Genomic DNA, 22,982 nt, shown 5'->3' with positions numbered 1-22,982 from the left:
TTTCCCGAGATGCGGATACGGCATTTCGGTGACTGATTCTCGCTGCCCGCATTCGCTCTGAGGAGGTGTGGAGTGCGGCATCCCGAACCGTCGTTCGCGGCGGTGTTCGAAACACAGGTGGTCCGTGCGCCCGACGCTACGGCCCTGGTCCACGAGGACCTTTCCCTTTCCTACGCCGAGTTGAACGCGCGGGCGAACCGGCTGGCCCGGGCGCTGGTCCGGCGCGGCGCAGGTCCCGAACGGTTCGTCGCACTCGTGCTGCCGCACGGCCCGGACTTCGTCGTGGGCCTGCTCGCGGTGCTCAAGGCGGGGGCGGCGTACCTGCCGGTGGACACCGCCTACCCGGCCGAACGCATCGCCTACCTGTTCGCCGACGCCCGCCCGGCCTACGCGTTGTGCCTGCGGGACACCGAATCCGCCATCCCCGCCGGGGTGGACGTCCCGCGCCTGGTGCTCGACACCCCCGAGCTGGCCACCGAACTGGGCGAGCACCCCGAGACGAACCTGACCGACGCGGACCGGCTCGGCCCGGTGTCCACGGCCAACGCGGCCTACCTGATCTACACCTCGGGATCGACCGGGCGTCCCAAGGGCGTGGTGGTCACCCATTCCGGCGCCGCGATCTTCGGGCGCATGGACGAGCGGTTCGGCCTCGACGCGAACAGCCGGGCCCTGCAGTTCGCCTCGCTCGGCTTCGACGCGGCGGTCTGGGAGATCTTCGCGCCGTTCTCGGTCGGCGGCACCCTGGTGACCGCCCCGGCCGAACGGCTCGTCCCGGGTGAACCGCTGGCCACCCTGCTCACCGAGCAGCGGGTGACCCACGGAACGATCCCACCGGCCGCGCTCGCCGCGGTGCCGACCGAAACGCTGCCCGCCGGGATGTCGGTCATGGTCGCCGGTGAAGCGTCCACACCGGACCTCGTCGAACGCTGGTCGCGCGGCCGGACCATGGTCAACGGCTACGGCCCGACCGAGGCCACGGTGTGCGTGAGCGTGAGCCGCCCGCTCTCCGGTTCGAGCACACCGCCGCTGGGCGCCCCGCTCAGCGGAACCGGAATCCACGTCCTGGACGAGCGGCTGCGCCCGGTGCCGCCGGGATCGGCCGGGGAGTTGTACATCACCGGGATCGGCCTGGCCCGCGGTTACCTGAACCGGTCCGCGCTCACCGCCGAGCGGTTCGTCGCCGACCCCTTCGGCGCGCCCGGCGCCCGGATGTACCGCACCGGCGACCTGGTCCGGGTGCGGCAGGATGGCGAGCTGGAGTTCGCCGGCCGGGTGGACGACCAGGTGAAGATCCGCGGCTTCCGGATCGAGCTCGGCGAGATCGAGACCGTGCTGGCCGGTCATCCGGGCGTCGCGCAGGCCGTGGTGTCGGTCCGCGAGGACCAGGGTGAGAAGCAGCTCGTGGCCTATTTCGTCCCGGCCGGAAGCGCCCCGGAACGGGACGCGCTGCGCGAGCACCTGCTCGCCACCCTGCCCGAGTACATGATGCCCGCCGCGTTCGTCCCGCTCGCCGAACTCCCGCTCACCCCGCACGGCAAGGTCGACCGCGCCGCCCTGCCCGCGCCACCGAAGTCCACAGTGGACAAACACGTCGCCGGTCCGCGCACCCCGACCGAGCGGCGCCTCGCCGAGATCTGGCAGGACGTGCTCGGCGTCGACCGGATCGGGCCGGCAGACCACTTCTTCGCTTCCGGCGGCGACTCCCTCCGCGCGCTGCGCACCCTGCGGGAAGCCATGCGCGCCTTCGACGTGCAACTGTCCCCGCGGGTCCTGTTCGACGCGCCCACCCTCGCCGGCCTCGCCGCGGCCATCGACGGGCTGCGCGGCACCGCGGCCACCGAGATCCGGCGGGTGCCCCGGGACGGCGATCTGCCGCTGTCCCCGGCCCAGGACCGCCTGTGGTTCCTCCAGGAATTCGAGCCGGACAGCTACGAGTACAACGTCAACGGGGCCCTGCGGTTCACCGGTGCACTCGACCACGCGGCGCTGCGGCGCGCCCTGGACGCGCTGGTGGCCCGGCACGAATCCCTGCGCACCACGTTCGACTCGGCCGACGGCCGCGGACGCCAGCGGATCCATCCGCCGGCGCCGGTCGACCTGCGCACCATCGACGTGCGCGACCGCGCCGGCGACGGGGACCGGCTGATCCACGCCGAACTGGTGCGCCCGTTCGATCTGCGGCAAGGCCCGGTGTTCCGCACGCTGCTGGTGCGCCGCGCCGACACCGAGCACGTGCTCGTCTTCGCCCTGCACCACATCGTCACCGACGGCGCGTCGATGCGGATCCTGGCCGGGGAGCTGGCCGAGCTGTACCGCGCCGAGATCCGCGGGGACGCGGCGAACCTGCCCGAGCTGGCGGTGGGGTTCGCCGATTTCGCGGCCTGGCAGCGGGACGAATGGACGGACGAGGCGCTCGGCGAGCACCTGGCGTACTGGCGGGACCGGCTCGAGGGGTTGCCCGCGCTGGACTTCCCGCTCGACCATCCCCGCCCGCCGGTCCGCACGTACGCGGGTGTGCGGCACGAGTTCACCGTGCCGGCCGAGCTGACCGCCCGGCTGCGGGGGCTGGCCTCCCGCGCCGACGTGACCCTGTTCATGGCGCTCACCGCGGCGACCCAGGCGCTGCTGAGCCGGTACACCGGGCAGCAGGACCTCGCGGTCGGCACGGTCACCGCCGGGCGCAACCGCCCCGAGGCGGAACCGCTGATCGGCTTCTTCATCAACACCCTCGTGCTGCGCGCCCAGGCCGACCCGGCGCTGCCGTTCGACGCCTTTCTGGCCCAGGTCAAGGACACCGCGCTGGAGGCGTTCGCCCACCAGGACGTGCCGTTCGACCGGCTGGTGGACGCGGTGGGCCCGGAGCGGGACCCGGCCCGGACCCCGCTTTTCCAGGCGGTCGTGGTGGTCCAGGACGAGTGGGCGTCCACAATGGACCTCGGTGAGGTGCGGATCGAGAACGCCGAACTGCCCGAGGTCTCCGCGATCACCGACCTGGTCTTCGAATTCGCCGAGCAGGACGGCGGGCTGCGGGGTTCGCTCAGCTATCCCACCGCCCTGTTCCAACCGGAGACGATGGCGCGGCTGGCCGCGAACCTGGTGGCGCTGCTGGATTCGGCCACCCGCACACCCGAACTGCCGCTGTCCCGGCTCCCGGTGCTGGCCGCACCGGAGCGGCGGAAGCTGCTGGTGGCGAACAACGACACCGCCGGGGAGCAGCCGCTCGACGCGCCGCTGCACGAGCAGTTCGCCCGGCACGCCCGCCGCGCGCCGGACTCGGTCGCCGCGATCCACGACGGCGAACGGCTCGGCTACGGTGAGCTCGACCGCCGGTCCAACCGGCTCGCGCACCACCTGATCGCGCGCGGCGTCCGGCCGGGGGACGTGGTCGGCGTCGTCGCCGAGCGGGGCCTGGACCTGCCGGTCGAACTGCTCGGCGTGCTCAAGGCGGGCGCGGCGTACCTGCCGCTCGACCCCGCCGAACCCCGCGAACGTGCTGAGTTCATGCTGCGCGAGGCCGGTGCCGTGCTGCTCCTGGCGCACCGGCGCCACGTCGGCGACTTCGCCGGGGGACCGGCGCCCCTGCTCGTGCTCGACGACGAGCGCGCGGCGGTCGAAGCGCGGCCGGGCCACGCGCCGGGCATCGCGGTGTCCGCCGAGGACGTGGCCTGCGTGCTGTTCACCTCCGGCTCCACCGGCACTCCCAAGGGCGTGCTCTCGCCGCACCGCGCGACCGTGCACGCCCTGTGCGGCACCGGTTTCTTCGAACTGGGCCCGGAGGAGGTGATCCTGCAGTGCATGGGCGTCTCCTGGGACGGGCTGTCCCTGGAACTGTGGTCGGCCCTGTTGCACGGGGCGGCGCTGGTGTTCTACCCGGGCCGTTCGATCGACGCCGACGTGCTGGCCGCCGAGGTGCGGCGGCACGGGGTGACCACGATGTGCCTGGCCGCCGGGCTGTTCAGCGCGCTGGCCGAAAGCCACCTCGAGGTGTTCGGTGAGGTGCGCCAGGTGCTCTTCGGCGGGGATGTCGCCGGGATGGCGCAGATCCGCCGGGTCGCCCGCACCTTCCCGGAGCTGCGCCTGATCAACGGTTACGGGCCGGTGGAGACCATGATCGTCGGCGCGTGCCACCGGGTCCGCGCCGAGGACGTCACCGAAGAGCGGACCCTGGTGCCGATCGGGCCGCCGCTGCGGAACACCCGGATGTACGTGCTGGATGCCGCGCTGAACCCGGTGCCGACCGGGGTCGCCGGTGAGCTGTACATCGGCGGTGCCGGGGTGACCCACGGCTACCTGCGTGCCGAACTCTCCGCCGAGCGGTTCGTCGCCGATCCGTTCGGGCCGCCGGGATCGCGGGTCTACCGCACCGGCGACCTCGCCCGCTGGACCGCCGAAGGCCTGCTGGAGTTCCTGGGCCGGGCGGACAACCAGGTCAAGGTCCGCGGGTTCCGGATCGAACCCGGTGAAGTGGAAGCGGCGCTCGCCGCGGACGAGCGGGTGCGCCGGGCCGCCGTCGTGGTGCGCGAAGACGCGCCGGGTGTGAAGCGCCTGACCGCCTACGTCGTACCCGCCGGGGACGCTCGGCTCGCTCCGCCGGAGCTGCGCGCGCTCGCCGCCGCGCGGCTGCCGGACTACCTGGTCCCCGCGGATTTCGTCCTGCTCGACGAGATTCCGTTGACCCGCAACGGAAAGCTCGATCGGGCCGCGCTTCCGGCGCCGACCGGCCGCGGCGCGCTGGACACCGAGTACACCGAGCCGCGCCCCGGCGCCGAACGCGAGCTGGCCCGGATCTGGGCCGAGGTGCTCGGCCTGACCTCGGTGGGCAGCACGGACAACTTCTTCACCCTCGGCGGCGATTCGATCCTGAGCCTGCAGGTGGTCTCCCGGGCCCGCGAGGCCGGTCTCACGCTCAGCTCGAAGCTGCTGTTCGAACACCAGACCATCGCCGAACTCGCGGCGGCGATGACGGACGCGCCCCGCGCGCACGCCGACCAGGGCCCGGTCTCCGGTCCGGTGCCGCTGACTCCGATCCAGCGGTGGTTCTTCGACCGGCATCCCGACCATCCCGAGCACTTCAACCAGTGGCTGCGGGTCACGTTGAGCGCCGACGCCGACGAGGACTGCCTGCGGCGGGCGCTGAACGCGCTCGTCGGCCACCACGACGCGCTGCGCCTGCGGTACACCGAGGACGGCCAGGAAATCCAGGCCGAGACCGGCCCGCCGATGTTCGTCCGGTACCGGCTGTCCGAAGTGGACGAGAGCGCGCGGGACGCGGAGGTGACCGAGCGGATCGCCGCGCTGCAGCGGTCGATCGATCTGGCGAGGCCCCCGCTGCTGCGCGCCGCCCTGTTCGATCCCGGCTCGCCGGACCGGCGCGAGCTGGTGCTCACCATCCACCACCTGGCCGTGGACGCGGTGTCCTGGCAGATCCTGCTCGCCGATCTGGTCACCGCCTACGAGCAGCTGGTGCGCGGCGAACCGGTGCGGCTTCCGGACCGGACCACCTCGTTCCAGGCCTGGGCGAACGGTCTGGTCGCGGCCGCCGAAGCGGGCGCGTTCGACGGCGAACTGGAATTCTGGCAGCGAGCCGCGGACGTGCGCCCGCTGCCGCTCGACCTGGGCGGGAACGGCTCCGCGGGGCCGGTCTCCGCCGAGCAGAAGGTCACCGTGGAACTCGGCCGCGAGGACACCGACGCGTTGCTGCACGAGGTGCCCGCGGTCTACCGGACCCGGATCAACGACGTCCTGCTCGCCGCGCTGGCCGAGGTCGTCGCCGGGTGGACCGGGTCCGATCGGGTGCTGATCGACGTCGAAGGGCACGGCCGCGAGCACGCTTGGCAGCGCGAGCCGATGGATCCGTCCCGGACGGTCGGCTGGTTCACGTCGCTGTCCCCGGTTCTGCTCACCGTGCCGGATTCCGGCGACCGCGGTGCGCTGCTGAAGTCGGTCAAGGAACAGGTGCGCGCGGTGCCCGGTGGCGGCATCGGCCACGGCGCCCTGCGCCACCTCGCCGGGGCCGCGCTGCCCGGCGAACCCCAGATCGGCTTCAACTACCTGGGCCAGTGGGACTCGGTCACCGACGGCGGCACGCTCTACGACTCCGGCACGCTCGCCCTCGGGCTGGACCAGCATCCGGGACACGAGCGGGCGCACCTGCTCGACGTGCTCGCCGGTGTCCACTCCGGACGGTTGGCACTGACCTGTTCCTACTCGGCCGAGCACCACCACGCCGAAACCATGACGGACTTCGCGCGCAAGGTGCTCGACGCGCTCACCGCGATCATCCGGCACTGCCGCGCCCCGGAGGCCGGTGGCCGCACCCCGTCGGACTTCCCGCTGGCCCGCCTCGACCAGGACGCGGTGGACCGGATCGCGGGCGACGGGCGCGATGTCGAGGACATCTACCCGCTGACCCCGATGCAGAGCGGACTGCTGTTCCACAGCCTCGCCGAACCCGAGGACGACCTCTACCTGGCGCAGGTGAGTTTCGCGCTCGACGGCGTACCGGATCCGGAGCTCCTCGGCGCGGCCTGGCGCCGGGTGGTTTCCCGGCTGGGGATCCTGCGCACCTCGCTGCGCTGGCGCGGGGTGCCGGAGCCGTTGCAGGTGGTGCACCGCGCCGCCGACGTTCCGGTCACCTACCTGGACTGGACGGCCGAGCCGGAGCGGGAGCTGCGCGAGTTCCTGGCGCGTGATCGCGGAATCCCGTTGGCGCTCACCGAGCCGCCGCTGCTGCGGATCGCGATCGCGCGGCTGTCCGCGACCAGCGTGCACGTCGTGTTCACCTTCCACCACGTGCTGCTCGACGGCTGGAGCGTGCAGCAGGTGCTGGCCGACCTGTTCGCCGCGCACGCCGAACTGTCCGGCCGCCCGGCCACGCTCCGGACGCGGCGGCCGTTCGCGGACTACGTCGGCTGGCTCGCCGCTCAGGAAGCACGCACCGGCGCGGCCGCCGAGGAGTACTGGCGCGGTGTGCTCGCCGACCTGCCGGAACCGGCCGGGCTGCCCTACGACCGCGCCCCGGGCGAGGCCCACCGCGCCCGCGGCACCGAACAGGCGCGCACCCGGCTTTCCGAATCGGCGAGCCGGAAACTGCACACGTTCGCCAGGGCGCACCGGCTGACGCTCAACGTGATCGTGCAGGGCGCCTGGGCGTTGCTGCTGGCACGGCACTCCGGCGCCGAGCGGGTCTGCTTCGGCGCCACGGTGTCCGGCCGCGAAGCGGATCTGCCCGGTGTCGACGAGATTCCCGGGCTGTTCATCAACACCGTGCCGGTAGCGGCCACAGTGGACGGTCGCGAACCGGTGCTGGACTGGTTGCGGGACCTGCAGCGGCGGCAGGTGGACGCGCGGCGGTTCGAACACGTCTCGCTCGCCCAGCTGCGGAACTGGAGTGGCCGGGAACCCGGCGCGGAGCTGTTCGACAGCCTGGTGGTGTTCGAGAACTACCCGGTGCGCTACGCGGCCGCCGAGGACCACGGGCTCGAAATCCGGGAGGTGCGGGGCGCGGACGCCACCAACTACCCGCTGAACCTCGTCTTCTACGGCGCCGAGCGGCTTTCCTTCACCCTCGCCTACGACGAACGCTGCTTCGACCGCGCCACGGTCGACCGGCTCGCCCGGCAGCTGAGCGCCCTGCTCGAAGGCATCGCGGCGGCCCCGGACGGCACCCTGGCCGGGCTGTCCCTGCTGACCGAAGCCGACCGGAGCCTGCTCGAATCCTGGAACGACACCGCGCTGGCCTACCCCGCCGAGCGGTGCGTGCACGAACTGTTCGAGGAACAGGCCGACCGGACCCCGGACGCGGTCGCGCTGATCTGCGCAGGCCGCCGGATGACCTACGCGGAACTGGACGAGCGGGCGAACCGGCTCGCGCACCGCCTGCTCGGGCTGGGGGTGCGACCGGACGACGTGGTCGCGGTGTTCGCGCACCGCAACCTCGACATGGTGGTCGCGATGCTCGCCACGCTCAAGGCGGGCGCGGCCTACGCGATGGTGGATCCGCAGTTCCCCGACGAACGGATCGCCCTGATCCTGGGCGAAACCGCGGCCGGTGTGGTGCTGACCGAGCAGGACCTGCTCGCCCGCCTGCCGGCGAACGCGGGCGTCGCGGTCTGCCTCGACCGCGACACCGAGGTCGCCGCCCAGCCCGCCGACCGGCCGGCGGGCGGCGCCTCGGCCGCCAACCTCGCGTGCGTCATGTTCACCTCCGGCTCCACCGGGCGTCCCAAGGGAGTGCAGTCGCCGCACCGCGCGATGGTGCGCACCTTCTTCGGCCCGGACTACTTCGAGTTCGGCCCGGACGAGGTGTTCCTGCAGTACTCGCCGGTGTCCTGGGACGCGGCCGCGCTCGAACTGTGGGGCGCGCTGCTGCACGGCGGCACGAGTGTGCTGTGCCCGGCGCACGCCCTGGACCTCGACCTGGTGGTCTCGCTCGTCCTGGAGCACGAGGTGAGCGCGCTGTGGCTGTCGGCGAGCCTGTTCAACGTGCTCGTCGAGGAACACCCGCGGGTGTTCGAGGTGGTGCGCCAGGTGGCGACCGGCGGTGAGGCCGCCTCGCCCGAGCACGTTCGCCGGGCCCGCGCGCGGTTCCCCGGAGTCCGGCTCGCGCACTGCTGCGGCCCGGTGGAGAGCATGGTGTTCGCGACCTCCTACCTGGTGCCCGAACACGACGACCGTCCGCTCATTCCGGTCGGCGCGCCGCTGCCCAACACCCGGTGCCACGTCCTCGACGGTGACCTGAATCCGGTGCCGCCCGGGGTGCCGGGGGAGTGGTACATCGGCGGCGACGGGCTGGCGCGCAACTATCTCGGGCGGGCCGATCTGACCGCGGAACGGTTCGTGGCCGACCCGTTCGGACCGCCGGGCGCCCGGATGTACCGGACCGGCGACCTGGCCCGCTGGCGGCCGGACGGGCAGCTGGAGATCCTCGGCCGGGTCGACGACCAGGTGAAGATCCGGGGCCACCGCGTCGAACCCGGCGAGATCGAGTCGGTGCTCGTCACGCATCCGGACGTGACGCGGGCGGCGATCGCGGTCCGCGAGGACCGGCCGGGCGCCCGGCGGCTCGTGGCGTATCTCGTCGGCTCCGGCGATCCGGCCCGGGTACGGGAGTTCCTCGCCGACCGGTTGCCCGAGTACCTGGTGCCCGCCGCCTTCGTGACGCTGCCGGAACTGCCGCTGACACCCACCGGGAAGGTCGACCGCGCGGCCCTGCCCGCCCCGGCCGGACGGCCCGCGGTGGACACCGAGTACGCGGCGCCGGGCACCCCGACCGAGGAACGGCTGGCCGAGCTGTGGGGCGAGGTGCTCGGCGTGGAGCGGGTCGGTGTGCGGGACGACTTCTTCGCCCTCGGCGGGGATTCGATCCTGTCGATCCGGCTGGTTTCCGGTATCCGGGCGGGATTCGAGGTGAATCTCTCACCCCGGGTGATCTTCGACGCGCCGACCGTCGCCGCGCTCGCGGAGGTGGTGGAGGAGGCGGTGCTCGCCGACATCGAGCGCGCACTGGCAGCAGCGGAACAGGTCGCGGGCGGCGGCTGAGGAGAAGGGGGAGAACGTGGTGGAGAAGGACCGGATCGAGGTCGCCGGGCAGGCGGTCGACGTGCTCGTCGATTCCTCGCCGTGGGACGGGAAACGGCCCCAGCTGTGGCCGTCGGTGGGCATGTACCCGTGCTACGACGAACTGCTCTACGACTTCATGTCGATGGACGAGGTGCGCAACGAGGCGTACCGCGACGCGCTGGAACTCGTCGTGCCCGGACGGTCCGTCCTGGACATCGGCACCGGCCGCGACCTCAACTGGGCGCTGGAATCGGTCGGTTTCGGCGCGGACTCGGTGACCGCGGTCGAGGGCATGCCGGAAACCTACGAACTCGCGGCCGAACAGGCCGCCGAGAACGGCTGGCTGGACGACATCACCCTGCTGCGTGGCTGGTCCTCGGAGATCAGCCTGCCCCGGCCGGTCGAGGTGTGCGTGTCCGAGATCATCGGCGACATCGGTGGCGCCGAGGGCGCCGCCGCGATCCTCGCCGACGCCCGGCGGCGGCTGACCACCCCGGACGCGGTGTTCGTCCCGCACCGGTGCGTGACCTATGCCGCGGCCACCTGTTTCGCCGACATCTTCCCGGGTGGCGCCGGATTCTTCGCCGAGTCGCTGAACCTGCTGGGCCAGGCGTTCCGGGTCCACGGAGGCCCGTTCGACGTGCTGCTCGGCGTCGCCAACGTCGGGCCGGAGGCCCTGGTGTCCGATCACGCACCGGTCGAGGACCTGGAGTTCAACGGTGACCTGAGGACCGAGGGGGAGGGCTCGGCCACGCTCACCGTCGCGCGCCGCGGCCGGGTGGACGGCCTGCTGCTGTGGATCCGGCTGTGGTGCCTGCCCGATCGCGCGCCGATCGACTCGCTGACCATGCGCACCAACTGGATGCCGGTCTACCTGCCGCTGTTCGACGAGCCGCATCCGGTGGACGTGGGAGACACCCTGCGGCTGGCCGTCCGGCACAAACCCGGCGACGACGGCGTGCATCCCGACTATTCGGTGGCCGCGAGCCTGCGCACCGCCCACGGACCTGCCTTCGGCGAGTTCCGGACCGAGTACCGGCCCACGGCGTTTCGCGGGCGCCCGATCTACCAGCAGCTCTTTCCCGTCTCGTAAGCCCTGTAAGGAGTGGACACAGTGGACACCTCGTCGCGTGCGGACCGGATCGCGGCGCTCCCGGCACATCTTCGGGAGCGCCTGGCGGGGCGGCTGTCCGGCCGAGCGGAGTCCCGGGAGCGGATCGCCCGGGCCGAGCGGACCGGCCCGCTGCCGCTGTCCTTCGCGCAACAGCGCCTGTGGTTCCTCAACGAGCTCGAACCCGGGGGAGTCGAGTACAACAGCGGGTTCGCGGTGCGGCTGACCGGCGACCTCGACCGCGCCGCGCTGGTGACCGCGCTGCGCGGCCTGGTGCGGCGGCACGAGGCGCTGCGCACCACGTTCGACACCGAGGACGGCGCGGGGGTGCAGATCGTGCACCCGCCCTACGACCTCGAGCTGCCGGTGGCCGACTTGTCGCATGTGGACGCGGCGAGCCGATCGTCCGAACTGGACCGGGTGCTCACCGAGTTCAACCAGCCGTTCGACCTGCGCCGATCGCCGCTGTTCCGGGCGCGGCTGGTCCGGTTCGCCGCCGGCGACCACCTGCTCGTCCTCGGTTTCCACCACATCGTGATCGACGGCTGGTCGCTGGACGTGCTGTGCGACGAACTGGGCCGGGACTACGCCGCCGCCCTGCGCGGTGCGCCTTCGCGGGTTCCCGAACCCGAGGTGCAGTACCCGGATTACGCGGTCTGGCAACGGAACCGGCTCTCCGGCGCGGCCCTGGACGACCAGGTCGAATACTGGAAGGGGCAACTCGCCGGGATCACCCCGCTGGACCTGCCCACCGACCGCCCGCGCCCGCCGGTGCGCACCCAGGCGGGCGCGCTGCACGAGTTCACCGTGCCCGCCGAGGTCACCGAACGGCTCACCGCGCTCGGCCGGGAGCACGGGACCACCCTGTTCATGATCCTGCTGGCCGCGTGCCAGGTGCTGTTCTCCCGCTACTCCGGCCAGGACGACATCGCGCTCGGCACGGTGACCGCGGCCCGCAACCGTCCCGAGCTGAGCGGGACGGTCGGGTTCTTCACCAACACCGTGGTGGTGCGCTCGCACCTCGACGGGGACCGGGCCTTCACCGACCTCCTCGCCGAGGTCAAGGCGACCGTGCTGGACGCGCTCGCGCACGACGAGGTCCCGTTCGACCGGCTGGTCGAGGCGCTGCAACCGGAACGCGATCCCAGCCGCACCCCGCTGTTCCAGGCGCTGGTCGCCTACCGGAGCGCGGGCGGGCATCCGCTGGAACTGCCCGGCCTGCGGGTCGAGGAGCACAGCCTGCCCCGGACCGCGGCTACTTTCGACGTCAGCCTCGAGTTCCAGGACCGCGACGGCGTGCTGATCGGCGCGCTGGAGTACAACACCGACCTGTTCGACGCCGCGACGATCGAGCGGATGACCGGGCACCTGCTGGTGCTGCTCGGCGGGATCGCCGAACGGCCCGCCCGGCCCCTGGCCGAGCTGCCGTGGCTCACCGAAACCGAACGTCAGCGCCTGCTGCACGACTGGAACGACACCACCCGGTCCTATCCGGAACCCGAGCGCATCCACGACCTCTTCGAGCGGCGGGTCCGGGAAACCCCGGGCGCCATCGCCGTGGTGTACCAGGACCAGAGTCTCACCTTCGCCGAACTGGACCGCCGGGCGAACCAGCTCGCGCACGAGCTGGCCGACCGCGGGGTCGGCCCGGACGTGCTGGTCGGCTTGTGCGTGGAGCGCGGCCTCGACATGGTGACCGGCCTGCTCGGGGTGCTGAAGGCGGGCGGCGCCTACGTGCCGCTCGACCCCGGCTATCCGGCAGATCGTCTCGAGTTCATGCTCACCGACTCGGCCGCCAAGGTACTGCTGACCCAACGGTCCTCAGTGGACAAACTTCCGGCCCACAACGCCGACGTGATCTGCCTGGACGAGGCCTGGCCGGGGCTCTCGGCCCACCCCGGCACGCCACCGGCGACCGCGACCGGGCCGGAGGATCTGGCCTACGTCATCTACACCTCCGGCTCCTCGGGCACGCCGAAGGGGGTGATGATCGAGCACCGCCAGCTCGGCTACATCGCGGCCGCCTGGGACCTGCGGTACCGGCTGGCGGAGAAGAAACTCCGGTTCGTCTCGGTCACCACCCTCGCCGTCGACCTGTTCTTCTCCGATCTGCTGCGGTCCGCCTTCTTCGGCGGCACGCTGATCATCGCCGCGCCGGAGGTGGTCACCGACCCGCCGGCGCTGATCGCCGAGATCGAGCGCACCGGCGGCACCGGCATCGAACTGGTGCCGACCCTGGCGAACGCACTCGCCGCCGAACTCGCCGAACGCGGTAACCGGCTGCCGGATCTGGCGCTGGTGTCGGTCGGCTCGGAGGGCTGGCGGGCCGAGGACTGCGCGCGACTGCTCGACCGGCTCGGCCCCGGCAGCCTGGTGGTCAACGCCTACGGCTCGACCGAGGTCACCGTGGACTCCACCATCTTCGCGGTGTCCGAAGTGGACCTCGATGACCTGCCGCGGACGCCGTTCGTGCCGATCGGACGGCCGCTGCCGAACACCCGGGTGTACGTGGTCGACGGCGCGCTCCGGCCGGTCCCGGTCGGGGTCGCGGGCGAACTCCTCATCGGCGGCGGTGGGGTCGGCCGCGGCTACTGGAACCGCCCCGAACTGACCACCCAGCGGTTTCTCCCCGATCCCTTCGTCCCGGGTGGGCGCCTGTACCGCACCGGCGACCGGGTGCGGCTGCTCCCGGACGGCAACCTGGAGTTCCTCGGCCGGGTCGACGACCAGGTGAAGATCCGGGGCTTCCGGATCGAACCCGGCGAGGTCGAGGCCGTGCTCGCCGCCCACCCGGACCTGGCCGACGCCGCGGTGGTCGCCCGGGACGACGACCTCGGTCGGCCGCGGCTGGTCGGGTATGTCGTGCCCGGCGCGGCACGCCCGGCGACCGCCGAGCTGCGGGAGTTCCTGGAGGCCCGGCTCCCGGACTACATGGTGCCCGCGGCCTTCGTGACCCTGGACGAACTGCCGCTGACCCCGAACGGCAAGGTCGACCGCCGCAACCTGCCCGATCCGGACGCCCAGCCGGACACCGGAGCCGCCTACGTCGCGCCGCGCACGCCAATCGAGGAGGAACTGGCGCGGATCTGGGCCGAGGTGCTGCGCGTCGAACGGGTCGGCGTCGAGGACAACTTCTTCGAACTGGGCGGGGATTCGATCCTGAGCATCCAGGTCGTGTCCCGGGCCCGCCGCGCGGGGTGGAAACTGGTGGCCAAGGACCTCTTCGTCCACCAGACTATCGCCGGGCTGGCCACCGCGGTCCGCTCGGTGAAGCGACCGGCCAAGGCCGCCGCGACGCCCGAACCCGCCCCGGTGACCGGGTCCGCGCCGCTCACCCCGGTGCAGAAGTGGTTCTTCGAAACGCATACCGCCGTGCCGCACCACTACACCATGTCGGTGTCGCTGCACCTCGAAGACGACGTGGACGTGGCTGCCCTGCACGCCGCGGTCACCGCGCTCGCCGAACACCACGACGCCTTGCGCACCCGGTTCCGCAAGGTCGGCGGCGAACTGCGCCAGGACATCGCACCGGCCGGGATCGCCGAAGTGTTCTCCCGCCACGATCTGTCCGCTGTGGACGGTTCGGCGCGGCGCGCCGAACTGGAGAAGGCCGCGCTCGCGGCGCAGTCCGGGATGAACCTGGGCGCCGGCAAGCTGTTCCGGGCGGTGCTGTTCACCCTCGGCGACGGGGAACCGGACCGGCTGTTCCTCGTGGTCCACCACCTCGTGGTCGACGGGGTGTCCTGGCGGATCCTGCTGGAGGACCTGGAGACCGCCTACCACCAGGCACGCACCGGCCGCCCGGTCGACCTGGGCGCGAAGAGCACCGCCTTCACCGACTGGGCGGCGAAACTCGCGGAGTACGTCGCCGGTGGCGGGCTGGATGCCGAACTGGACTACTGGTCCGCCGTCTTCACCGAACCCGCGCCCGCGGTGCCGGTGGACGGCGACGGCCCGAACACCGCCGGATCGGGCACCGAGATCACCGTCCGGCTCGGCGCCGAAGAGACCGACGCGCTGCTGCACCGCGTACCGGGCGTGTACCGGACCCAGGTCAACGACGTGCTGATCAGCGCCATGGGTTCGGTGCTCGCGCGGTGGACCGGCGCGCGCCGGGTGCTGCTCGGCATGGAGGGCCACGGACGCGAGGAGATCCTGGACGACGTCGACCTCTCCCGCACGGTCGGCTGGTTCACCACCCACTTCCCGTGCGCACTGGACCTGCCCGAGGGCGGCTGGGGCGAGGTGATCCGCTCGGTCAAGGAGCAACTGCGCGCCCTGCCCGGCCGCGGCCTCGGCTACGACGCCCTGCGGTATCTCGGCAAGGAAGGTACCCGGGCCCGCGAGATGCACGCGGATCCCTTGCCGCGGATCAGTTTCAACTACCACGGGCAGTGGGACGCGTCGGCCGCCTCGGCCGGGCTCTACCGCCGCGCGACCTTCGGCGACCTCGGCCGGGATCTGGGCGCCGAAGAGGACCGCCCGTACCTGATCGACGTGGTGGGCATCGCCGATGGCGGCGAACTGGTCTTCACCTGGTTCTTCTCGGAGAACGTGTTCACCTCGGACACCGTGCGCGGCCTTGCCGGGCAACTGCTCGACGCGCTGCGCGAGATCGTGGCCCACTGCACGGGTGCCGAGGCCGGCGGCGCCACCCCGTCCGACTTCCCACTGTCCGAAGTAGACCAACACGCGCTGGACACCGCGCTGGGCGGCGGCCGGGGCCTGGAGGACCTGTACCCGCTCACCCCCATGCAGCAGGGCATGCTCTTCCACAGCCTGGTCGACGGCGAGCAGGACGCGTACTTCGACCAGCTCACCCTCGCGATCGACGGCGTGACCGATCCGGAGGCGCTGGCCACGGCCTGGCGTCGGGTGGTGGCGCGCACGCCGATCCTGCGCACCGCGTTCGTCTGGCAGGGGGTGCCGCAGCCCCTGCAGGCGGTGCATCGCGCGGTCGAGGTTCCGGTGGCGCGGCACGACTGGCGGCGGCTTTCGGAGGCCGCCCGCCAGATCGAACTGCGCCGCCTGCTCGATGCCGATCGCGCGGCCGGGCTCGACCTCGCCCAGGCCCCGCTGCTGCGGCTGGCGATCATCCGGATCTCCGACACCGAGGTCTGGCTGGTCCGCACCTCGCACCACATCCTGCTCGACGGCTGGAGCAACGCGCAGGTGCTGAACGAGGTGTTCGACGAATACGCGGCGATCCGGGACGGAGTGGCGAGCACGCCGCCCGCGCGGCGGCCCTTCGCCGACTACCTGGCGTGGCTGGGCGAGCAGGATCCGGCCGAGGCCGAACGGCACTGGCGGCGCGTGCTCGCCGGGTTCGACACGCCCACCCCGTTGCCGTTCGACCGCGCGCCGCGGGAGGCGCACACCACGCGCACCGGCGGGACCGTCCGGATCGAACTGTCCGAACGGGACACCGAACGGCTGTACGACCTGGCCCGGCGGAACCGGTTGACGCTCAACGCGGTGGTCCAGGGCGCGTGGGCGCGGCTGCTCGCCGCGTATTCCGGGGAATCGGATGTGCTGTTCGGGGCCACCGTCTCCGGGCGGCCCGCCGATCTGCCCGGGGTGGACGACATCACCGGCATCTTCATCAACACCATCCCGGTGCGGGTGGCCGTGGACGGTGAGCGGGACCTGGGGAGCTGGCTGGCCGACTTGCAGGCCGCGCAGGTCGAATCCCGGCAGTTCGAGCACGTCGCGCTGAACCGGCTGCGGGGCTGGAGCGAGCTGCCCGCCGGGACGAGCCTGTTCGACAGCCTGGTGGTGTTCGAGAACTTCCCGTTCGACGGCGACCGCGCCCCGCACGGGCTGGCGGTGACGCCGGTGGCGGCCCTGGACGACACCACCTACCCGCTCACCCTGAGCGCGTACCCGTTGCGGCGCTTCGCCTTCGACCTGGCCTACGACCGCGAGCTGTTCGACGAGGACACCGTCCGGCGGATGGCCGGGCAGTTCGAGGCGCTGCTCGCCGGTTTCCCGGACGATCCCGCGCGGCGGCTGGACGCGGTGCCGATGACGACCGCCGCGGACCGGCGGCTCCTGGGGTCCTGGCGGGGCGAGCCGTCCCCGTTCCCGCCCGCGCGCTGCGTGCACGAACTCTTCGCCGACCACGTCTCCGCCGCGCCCGGGGACACCGCGCTGGTGTGCGGTGCGGAAACCCTGACCTACGCCGAACTCGACGCCCGCGCGAACCGGCTCGCACACCTGCTGGCCGAACGCGGCGTGCGTCCCGGGGCGCTCGCCGCGATCTGCCTGCCGCGCGGGATCGACGTGGTGGTCGCCTTCCTCGCGGTCCTCAAGGCCGGGGGCGCCTACGTCCCGCTCGATCCCGGATATCCGGCCGAACGGCTGGAATTCATGGTGGCCGACGCCGCGCCCGCGGTGGTGATCACCGAAACCGGCCTCGCTGAGCGGTTCACCGGGGACACGATCCGGGTGGACGCCGCCGACCTCGGCCGGTGGCCGTCCACCCCGCCGGAAACCGGGGTCCGGCCCGGGGATCTGGCCTACGTCATCTACACCTCGGGCTCGACCGGAAAGCCCAAGGGGGTCATGGTCGAGCACCGCAACCTGTATGCGGTGGCGATGGGCTGGGACCACGCCTACCGGTTGGCGGCGCGCAAGCCGCGGCACTTCTCGGTGGCCAGCGTCTCCTTCGACGTCTTCCACGGCGACCTGCTGCGCGCGCTGTGCTTCGGCGGCACGCTGATCGTCTGCCCGGCCGACATCGTCGCCGATCCGCCGCGGCTGCTGGACGAACTGGACCGCACCGGGGCCACCGCGCTGGAACTCGTGCCGACCCTGGCCAACGCGGTGCTGGACGAGATTTCGCGCCGGGGCAGCGGGTTCGAACGGCTCGAACTGTTGTCCATCGGGTCCGAGGCCTGGCGTGCGCGGGACTGCCTGCGGTTGCGGTCGGTGCTCGCGCCGGACGCGATCCTGGTCAACTCCTACGGCGTCACCGAGGCGGCCATCGACTCGTGCCTGTTCCGGCCGACACCGGAAACCTTGGCGGGCCGGGCGTTGGTGCCGATCGGGCGGCCGCTGGCCGGGGTGCGCGTGCACGTTCTCGACGCCGCGCTGAATCCCGTTCCGGCAGGCGTGCCCGGGGAACTGTTCCTCGGCGGCGACACCGTCGCCCGGGGTTACCTCAACCGGCCGGAACTCACCGAGCAGCGGTTCGTGACTGCCCACGGTGAACGGCTTTATCGCACCGGGGACCGGGTCCGGTTCCTGGGCGATGGCACCCTGGACTTCCTGGGCCGAGCCGACGACCAGGTGAAGATCCGCGGCCACCGCGTCGAACTCGGCGAGGTCGAGGCGGCGCTCACCCGGCATCCGGGGATCCGGGACGCGGCCGTGACCGCACGCGGCGACGGCGGCCCCCGCCGCCTGGTGGCCTACTTCGTGCCCGCGGACGAAACGGCGCCCACCGCGACCGAACTGCGCGACTTCCTCGGGCGATCGCTGGCGGACTACCTGATCCCGGCGATCTTCACCGAACTCGACGCGCTTCCGTTGACGCCCAACGGAAAGGTCGACCGCCGGGCGCTGCCCGCGCCGGAGGGACACCCGGTCACCGGCGCCGAGCACGTACCGCCGCGCACCGGCGCCGAACGAGAGTTGGCCGAGATCTGGGCCGAGGTGCTCGGGATCGAACGGATCGGCGTGCACGACGACTTCTTCGAACTGGGCGGCGATTCGGTGCTGTCCATCCAGGTCATCTCCCGGATGCGGGCGCGCCTGGGCGCGGACCTCTCCCCGCGCGCCCTGTTCAGCCGTCGCACCATCGCCCGGCTCGCGGCGAGCCTCCCGGCGGAGCGCGGCGCGGACGCGGCCATTCCCGCGGCGCCCCGCGGCGGTGACCTGCCGCTGTCCTTCGCGCAGCAGCGGCTGTGGTTCCTGGACGAGTTCTCCTCGGGCAGTCCCGAATACAACACCTGCGCGGGGCTGCGGCTGACCGGCACGCTCGACCTCGAGGTGCTCCAGGACGCGGTGCGCGCCCTGGTCGCCCGGCACGAGTCGCTGCGCACGACGTTCCACGCGGTGGACGGGCACGGGGTGCAGCGGGTGCACGAGACCGCCGAGGTGCCGGTGCGCGTGACCGAGCTGTCCGGCGCGCCGGAGGACGAGGTGCGCGCCGTCCTCGCCCAGGAGGTGCGCACCCCGTTCGATCTCGGCACCGGCCCGCTGATCCGGGTGCTGCTCGTCCGGCGCGCGGAGACCGAGCACCTGCTGGTGCTGAGCCTGCACCACATCATCACCGACGGCTGGTCGATGGGTGTGCTCACCGAAGACCTCGCGACGCTGTACGCCGCCGGGATCCGCGGCGAGGCCGCCGACCTCCCTCCACTGCCGATCTCCTACGCCGACTTCGCGGTGTGGCAGCGCGACCGCGATCCGGGCGGCGAGCACCTCGGCTACTGGCAGGAGCGCCTGGCCGGGCTGGAGCCGCTGGAACTGCCCACCGACCGGCCGCGTCCGCCGGTGAAGACCTCGGCGGGCGCGGTGCACCCCTTCACCGTGCCCGCCGAGTTGGTCACCCGGCTCAAGGAGGTCGGCCGGTCCGCCGACGCGACCCTGTTCATGACCCTGCTCGCGGCGACGCAACTGCTGTTCGCCCGGTACTCCGGGCAGCGGGACATCGCGGTGGGCACGGTGACCTCCGGGCGGGACCGGGTCGAACTGGAGCGGCTGGCCGGGTTCTTCGTCAACACCCTGGTGTTGCGGTCCACAGTGGACACATCGGCGGGGTTCGCGGAACTGCTGGCGGGTGTGCGGGACACCGCGGTCGAGGCCTTCGCCCACGCGGATGTGCCGTTCGAGCGCCTGGTGGAACTCCTGCAGCCGGTCCGCGATCCCAGCCGGACCCCGCTGGTGCAGGCGCTGGTCGTCTTGCAGAACACGCCGGACACCCGGGTGCCGCTGGACGAGCTGACCATCGAGGAGTTCGCGCTGCCCACCGCGCTGGCGATCTTCGACCTCTCGGTGGAGTTCACCGAACGCGAGGGCGCCCTGCTCGGCGCCATCGAATACAACACGGACCTGTTCGACGCACGGACCGTCGCGCGGATGGCCGAGCACCTGCTGGTGCTGTTCGACGCGCTCACCGCCGATCCGCGGCGGCCGCTGGCCGAGGTGCCGATGGTCACCGAGGCCGAGCGTCGCGCGCTGACCGGCGCGTGGAACGACACCGGCGCCGCGACCGGCGCGGACCGCCGCGTGCACGAACTGGTCGCCGAGGCGGCCGCGGAGACTCCCGGGAAGATCGCCGTTTCCTGCGACGGCACCGGGATCGGCTACCGCGAACTCGACACTCGCGCCAACCGGCTGGCGCACCTGCTGATCGAGCGGGGCGTCGGCCCGGACGTGCCGGTCGGGGTCGCCCTGGAACGCGGCCTCGACCTCGTGGTCGCCCTGCTGGCGGTGCTCAAGGCGGGCGGCGGATACGTTCCGCTCGACCCGGCGTATCCGGCCGACCGGCTCGGCTTCATGCTGGCCGACTCCGGCGCGCCGGTGGTGCTCACCCGGTCGGAGCTGCGTGACCGGCTGCCGGAGACCGGCGCCGAGCTGCTGTGCCTGGACGCCGAGGCGGACGAACTCGCCCGGCGGTCCCCGGCCGCGCCCGAGGTTTCGGTGCGGCCGGAACACCTGGCCTATGTCATCTACACCTCGGGGTCGACCGGGAAGCCCAAGGGCGTCGGAGTCGAACACCGGAACGTGGCGAACCTGCTGCTGGCCACCCGGGCGGACTTCGGCTTCGGCCCGGACGACGTGTGGACGATGTTCCACTCCTACGCCTTCGACTTCTCGGTGTGGGAACTGTGGGGCGCGTTGAGTTCCGGCGGCCGTGTGGTGATCGTGCCCCGGGAGACCGCCCGCCGCCCCGAAGCGCTGTGGCGGCTGCTCGGCGACGAGGGCGTCACCGTGCTGAACCAGATCCCGTCCGGTTTCCGCGGCCTGGTGCTGCTCGCCGCCGAAGCCGGGCTCCCGGCGCCGGAAGCGCTGCGGCTGGTGATCTTCGGCGGTGAGGCGCTGGAGCCCGGGCACCTGCGCACCTGGTTCGAGCGGTACGGCGAAGGCGTGCGGCTGGTGAACATGTACGGGATCACCGAGACCACCGTGCACGTCACGCGCCAGGAACTGGATCGCGCGTCGATCGAGGCCGAGGGCCGGGTGTGCCTGGGCCGCCCGCTGCCCGGGTACCGCGCCTACCTGCTCGACGCCGACCGCCAGCTGGTGCCGGTCGGGGTCGCCGGTGAGCTGTACATCGGCGGCGCCGGGGTGGCCCGGGGTTACCTCAACCGGCCGGAGCTGACCGGGCAGCGCTTCACCGACAGCCCGTTCGAGGCGGGGGACCGGTTGTACCGCACCGGCGACCTGGCCCGATACCTGCCCGACGGCCGGCTCGAATACCTGGGACGCGCCGACGACCAGGTGAAGATCCGGGGTTTCCGGATCGAGCTCGGCGAGGTGGAGGCCGCGCTGTCCCGGCACCCGGAGGTGGCCGAGACCGCGGTGCTCGCGGTCCGCGACGCCGGGGGCGCGCGGCTGGTCGCCTACCTGGTGCCCCGGACCGGGGCGAACCCGGATTCGGCCGCGCTGCGCGGATTCCTCTCCGGCGCGCTGCCCGACTACATGGTGCCCGCGGCGTTCGTGACGCTGGAGAGGTTCCCGCTCACCCCGAGCGGGAAGGTCGACCGGCGTGCCCTGTCCGCCCCGCCGGAACCCGAGCGGACGGCCCCGGAACGCCAGGCGCCCGGCAACGTGGTCGAGGCGGCGGTGGCGCAGGTCTGGGCGCAGGTGCTCGGGGTGGCCGAAGTCGGGGTGCACGACAACTTCTTCGAACTGGGCGGCGATTCGATCCTGTCCATCCAGGTGGTCTCCCGGCTGCGCCGGGCCGGGCACCATGTGTCCACAAAGGACATCTTCACGCACCAGACGGTGGCCGAACTCGCGACCCGGGTCCGCGCGGCGGGCGACGCGGGGGAGCAGGGCCGCGAGTCCGGGCCGCTCACCCCGGTGCAGCACTGGTTCTTCGCCGAACACCCGGTCGCCCCGGATCACTTCACCATGTCGCTGCTGCTGGAACTGGCCGAAGGCGTGCGACCGGAAACGGTTCGGACCGCGCTGGACGCGGTCGTCACCCAGCACGACGCCCTGCGGAGCCGCTTCGACGGGGACGGGTGGCAACGCGTCGTGCCCGAGGCCCCGGCCGGATTCGAAGTGGTGCCATCCACTGTGGACATCGAGGAGCGGGCGCGGTCGGCGCAGTCCGGGCTCAGCCTGGCGCACGGGCCGCTGGTCCGCGCGGTGTTCGTCGAACCCGGTGCGGGGCCCGCGCGGCTGCTGCTCGTGGCGCACCACGCCGTGGTGGACGGGGTGTCCTGGCGAATCCTGCTGGAAGACCTGGACATCGCCTACCGGCAGGCCGCCGGGGGCCTCCCGATCGACCTCGGGGTGAAGACCACCGCGTACACCACCTGGGCCGCCCGGCTCGCCGCGCACGTCGCGAGCGGAGCGCTGGACGAGGAGATCGGGCACTGGCTCACCGTCGGTGAACTCGCCGGGAAGGCCGCGCTGCCGGTGGACCGGGACGGGGAGAACACGGTCGGTTCGGCGCGCTCGGTGTCGGTGCGGCTGTCCGCCGGGGAGACCTCGGTGCTGTTGCGCAAGGTCCCGGGCCGGTTCCGCACCCAGATCAACGACGTGCTGCTCGCCGCGCTCGCCCGGCCGCTCGCCGCCTGGACCGGACGGGACACCGTGGTGGTGGACCTCGAGGGCCATGGCCGGGAGGACGTCTTCGACGACGTGGACACCTCCCGCACGGTCGGCTGGTTCACCACGATCTACCCGGTCGCGCTGCGGGTGGGCGGGGACAGCCGCGACTGGCGCGCGCTGGCCCGTTCGGTGCGGGCGGATCTGCGCGCGGTGCCCGGCAAGGGACTCGGCTACGGCGCGCTGCGCTACCTGACACCGCCGGACGCACCCGGCCGCGTGCTGACCGGGCAGGCGACCGCGCAGCTGAGTTTCAACTACCTCGGTCAGTGGGACGGCGTGCTCGACGACGAGGGCATCTTCCGCGCGCAACTGCCCGCGGTCGGCGACGACCAGGCGCCGGCGCAGGCGCGGACCCACCTGATCGACGTCGTGGGCGGCGTCGGAGGCGGCGAACTGGAACTCACCTGGATCTATTCGGACCGGGTGCATGAGGAGGCGACCGTCCGGCGGCTGGCCGAGGAGGTCGCCGAGGCCCTGCGCGAGATCGTCCGCGAGGCGGACTCCCGGCGCTGAT

3 protein-coding genes are annotated in these 22,982 nt (G+C 72.5%); all 3 read left to right on the top strand.

The window, feature by feature from the left end; all coding sequences use genetic code 11:
- Positions 1-72 precede the first annotated feature (72 nt).
- The 3 genes from FXO23_RS17180 to FXO23_RS17170 are packed head-to-tail and all read left to right on the top strand — an operon-like array spanning position 73 to position 22,981.
- On the top strand, positions 73-9,543 hold the full coding sequence (locus tag FXO23_RS17180; protein WP_158885988.1) for a non-ribosomal peptide synthetase: 9,471 nt from the start codon (positions 73-75) through the stop codon (positions 9,541-9,543).
- Positions 9,544-9,559: 16 nt separating this feature from the next.
- Entirely contained in the window at positions 9,560-10,657 is a 1,098-nt protein-coding gene (locus FXO23_RS17175) for an SAM-dependent methyltransferase (protein WP_158885986.1), read from the top strand.
- A gap of 21 nt (positions 10,658-10,678) precedes the next feature.
- Positions 10,679-22,981: a non-ribosomal peptide synthetase gene (locus FXO23_RS17170; protein WP_158885984.1), complete on the top strand. Its 12,303-nt coding sequence runs from the start codon at positions 10,679-10,681 to the stop codon at positions 22,979-22,981.
- Position 22,982 lies beyond the last annotated feature (1 nt).

The organism is Amycolatopsis anabasis, assembly GCF_009765355.1.
Lineage (GTDB): Bacteria > Actinomycetota > Actinomycetes > Mycobacteriales > Pseudonocardiaceae > Amycolatopsis > Amycolatopsis anabasis.
Note: the sequence above shows the minus strand (reverse complement) of the source record. Positions and strands in the feature narration are given on the sequence as shown.